Origin of the sequence: Paraburkholderia sp., assembly GCF_036488795.1 — a bacterium.
Classification (GTDB): Bacteria; Pseudomonadota; Gammaproteobacteria; order Burkholderiales; family Burkholderiaceae; genus Paraburkholderia.
Window position 1 is genome coordinate 1 of record NZ_DASXHA010000100.1, and the last position, 4,114, is coordinate 4,114.

Sequence of the window (4,114 nt, forward strand, 5' to 3'; positions counted from 1 at the left end):
GCAAAGAAAGTAGGTGCCGCCCCGCACAGGGGCGAAGCTAATAGACCACTAAGAATAGAAGGAGAGGCCAACGCCGTAGGCAAACAACCAAACCCAGCCATCAGCCAGACAAACAAAACCACCTACTACGCCGCCGCTCCAAGCAACTCCCCACGCGAACTCTTCTGCCCATCCCGCGCGGCAAAAGCCTCTCCAATCATCAGAAGACTAGGCTGCGAAGCATCAAGCCACTGTTGCGCCTCGCCGCAGGCGAGATCAGAAAGCGTGAGTGTGAGCATCCTCTCCCGAGCCGTGCTGCAAGCTTCAACAATAGCCACAGGCGTCTGCCCATCACGCCCGGCGTCAATCAGCTCCTGAGCAATCTCAGGCCCACTATCCCGCCCCATGTAAAACACCAGCGAATCCGCATTAACCTGCTCGCGAATCGCCTCCGTGTCAGCCGCCCGGCTATGGGTGGCCAACGCCACACTCCGGGAAACGCCCCGCAGGGTAAGAGACCGCTTCAGAGAAGCCGCACTCGCCAACGCGGCAGTAATACCCGGTACAACCTCATACTCGATCCCGGCCGCCTCGAGCGCGCGCATCTCCTCATCGGCACGCCCAAACAACATCGGGTCACCGCCCTTCAGCCGCACCACCACTTCGTGCTCGAGCGCCGCATCGACAATCTGCTTGTTGATGAACTGCTGTGCCGTCGAGCGCTGCCCGCAGCGCTTGCCCACCGCAATCTTGCGCGCCTTCGGCGCATAGTCGAGCATCTCGGTCTCGACCAGCGCATCGTGCAGCACCACCTCCGCCAGCCCCAGCAGCCGCGCGCCGCGCACCGTAATGAGATCCGCCGCGCCTGGCCCCGCTCCGATCAGATACACCTTACCCATGTGCCTCAACCCCATTCATCCGGTTCGTTGCGAACGCGAACCCAACGTGGCGCGTCCTCGCGTCATCAGGCAGAAAACGCCCGGATCATACCGGCCGCCACCGTGTGATGCGTCGCCTCGTCAATCAGCACGAATGCGCCCGTGCCCTGATGCGAGTCGTACACGTCGCACACCAGCGGCTTTTGCAGCGTCAACGCTACGCGGCCAATGTCGTTCATCGTCAAATCGTGACGGTCCGTCGCGTGCGACAACGTATGCACATCCAGCACCTGCCGGATCGCGCCAATCCGCGCGAACACCGTGTTCGTAGTCTGCTTCAACAGATACTTGCGCTGCGTCGACAACGGCGTGTCGTCGAACCAGCACAGGTCGGCTTCGAGCTTCTTCGCCGGTTCCGGCGCCTGTTCGCGCAGCACGAACGTATCGCCGCGTGACACGTCCACGTCCTCCGCCAGCCGGATCGTCACCGTCTGACCGGCAAACGCGCGGTCCACCTGCGCCGTGCCGCCCGGCACCGGCGCGATGATTTCCGCCACCGTCGCTTCGCGGTTCGCCGGCAACACGACAATCGTGTCGCCCACCTTCACTTCGCCCGCTTCGACCCGTCCCATGTAGCCGCGGAAATCGTCCGCCTGGCTGCCGTCCTGGCGTGCCACCCACTGCACCGGGAATCGCAGCGCCTGACCCGTCGGAATCTCGACCGGCAACGCTTCGAGCAAGTCCAGCAGTGGCTCGCCCGCGTACCACGGCATGCTTTCGCTAGCCGTCACGATATTGTCGCCCTTCAACGCCGACACCGGCACGAAGCGCACATCCTTCAGGCCCAGTTGACGCGCCAGCTCGACATACGCATCGCGGATTTGGTTGAAACGCGTCTCGCTATAGTCGACCAGATCCATCTTGTTGATCGCGACAATCGCGTGCTGCAGACCCAGCAGCTTCACAAGCGCGCTATGGCGCTTCGTCTGCGGCAGCAGTTGTGCCACGCCATCCACGAACGTCACGCGCGTGGCGTCCACCAGAATGATGGCCGCGTGCGCCGTCGACGCGCCCGTCACCATGTTGCGCGTGTACTGCTCGTGACCCGGCGTATCCGCGATGATGAACTTGCGCTTGGCGGTCGCAAAGTAACGGTATGCGACGTCGATCGTGATGCCCTGCTCGCGCTCAGCTTCAAGGCCGTCCGTCAGCAGCGACAGATCGATTTCATCGCCGACGGTACGCTTGTTCTTCGCGCGCGACAGCGCCGAAAGCTGGTCGGACAGGACCGCCTTGCTGTCGTACAGCAGACGCCCGATCAGCGTGCTCTTGCCATCGTCGACGCTACCGGCAGTAATGAAGCGCAGCACCCCGAGGTCTTGCGGTTGATGAATGCTCATGATTTCCTCGTGTGCTTAGAAATAACCTTGCTTCTTACGCTGTTCCATCGCGGCTTCGGAGACCTGGTCGTCCATCCGGGTCGCACCGCGCTCCGTGATTTCGGTCACGGCCGTTTCGGCGATGATCTTCTCGAGATCGTCGGCGTCGCTTTCCACCGGGCACGTGCAGCTGATGTCGCCCACCGTGCGAAAGCGCACCTGCGCCAGTTCGCTGGTCTCGCCTTCACGCATCGGCGTGAGCGGCGTCACCGGCACCAACAGCCCGTTACGGCGCACGATTTCGCGTTGATGCGCGTAATAGATCGACGGCAGTTCGAGCTGTTCGCGCGCGATGTATTGCCACACGTCCAGTTCAGTCCAGTTCGAAATCGGGAACACGCGCAGGTGTTCGCCGTTGTGCAGACGCGCGTTGTACAGGCTCCACAGTTCCGGTCGCTGAGCCTTCGGATCCCATTGGCCGAACTCGTCGCGGAACGAAAAGATCCGCTCTTTCGCGCGGGCCTTTTCTTCGTCGCGGCGCGCACCGCCGATCAACGCCGTGTAGCCGTACTGTTCAATCGTTTCAAGCAGCGTCACCGCTTGCGCAGCGTTACGCGAATCCGTCTCGCGGCGCAGACGCACGGTGCCGCGCCTGATCGAATCTTCGACGTGACCCACCACCAGCTCCGCACCGATTTCCGTCGCACGACGATCGCGGAAGTCGATCACTTCCTGATAGTTGTGGCCGGTGTCGATGTGCACCAGCGGAAACGGCAATACCGTCTTGCGGTTGGCGCCAATGCCGAAAGCCTTCAGCGCCAGATGCAGCACGACGACCGAATCCTTGCCGCCCGAGAACAGCAGCGCGGGCTTGCTGCATTCGGCGACCAGCTCGCGCAGGATGTGAATCGATTCGGCTTCGAGCCAGTCGAGGTGATCCATCCGGTTCGCCGTATTGGTGATCGGTGCGTTGACAGTGGAATCGAGCGTGGTGCTCATGTTTGGGTCCTTCGTTGATTCGCGCCGCGAGCGGTTGCTCGCGTCACGTAAAGATTCTATCGAGATCTGCTGCGGGCGTCAGGCCGAGGCGTTTTCCGTGCTGACGGCGATCGGGATCGTGGTGATGTGCAGGCCGCATTCCTTCGTATCGCGCGATTCCCACCACCAGCGCCCTGCCCGGCTGTCTTCACCGGGACGGATCGCACGGGTGCACGGTTCGCAGCCGATGCTCGGATAACCACGCGCGTGCAGCGGATTGACCGGCACGTCGAACGCTTTCAGGTAATCCCACACGTCCGTTTCGGTCCAGTCTGCCAGCGGATTGAACTTGGCGATATTGCGCGCGGCGTCGTGCTCTTCCTCGTGCAATTCAGCGCGCGTGACCGACTGCTCGCGGCGCTGACCGGTCACCCAGGCGCTGACGTCGGACAGCGCGCGGTTCAGCGGCTCGACCTTGCGGATTTCGCAGCAGCGCTTGCGCAGGTCGATGCTTTCGTAAAACGCGTTCAGGCCGTTCGAAGCAACGTACTCTTCGACCGCTGCCGCTTGCGGATGAAACTGTTCGATGTCGTAGCCGTAGCGCTCGTGCACACGGTCGAGCATGCCGAGCGTTTCAGCGTGCAGGCGACCCGTGTTCAGCGAAAAAATGCCGATCTTCACGCCACGCGACAGAATCGCGTGGGTCAGCAGCATGTCTTCAGCGGCAAGGCTGCTGGCCAGTTTCACTTTCTCGTGACGGGCCGCGATCGAATCGAGCAGCGCGTTCAGGCGCTCCAGCTTCGCGGCCAGTTCCGGCCTGATGGACGCAGCGGAAGTCATACCGTCGCCTTCTGCGCAGCAGACGCAACCGCCGGCTCGGCGCGGCGGCGAAACAGCGGC

At 62.4% G+C, this 4,114-nt stretch carries 4 protein-coding genes; all 4 read right to left on the bottom strand.

Annotated features, from left to right (window positions below):
* Positions 1-125 precede the first annotated feature (125 nt).
* A complete protein-coding gene (cobA, locus tag VGH41_RS13485; protein ID WP_331597948.1) occupies positions 126-878 on the bottom strand; it encodes a uroporphyrinogen-III C-methyltransferase in 753 nt (250 codons plus the stop codon).
* Between the two features lie 65 nt (positions 879-943).
* Entirely contained in the window at positions 944-2,257 is a 1,314-nt protein-coding gene (locus VGH41_RS13490) for a sulfate adenylyltransferase subunit 1 (protein ID WP_331597949.1), read from the bottom strand.
* 15 nt (positions 2,258-2,272) lie between these two features.
* Positions 2,273-3,235 (bottom strand): sulfate adenylyltransferase subunit CysD, encoded by a 963-nt coding sequence (gene cysD / locus VGH41_RS13495; RefSeq protein WP_331597950.1) that lies wholly within the window; start codon positions 3,233-3,235, stop codon positions 2,273-2,275.
* 78 nt (positions 3,236-3,313) lie between these two features.
* Positions 3,314-4,054, bottom strand: a complete 741-nt coding sequence (locus tag VGH41_RS13500) for a phosphoadenylyl-sulfate reductase (RefSeq protein ID WP_331597951.1) — start codon at positions 4,052-4,054, stop codon at positions 3,314-3,316.
* Between the last annotated feature and the right edge of the window lie 60 nt (positions 4,055-4,114).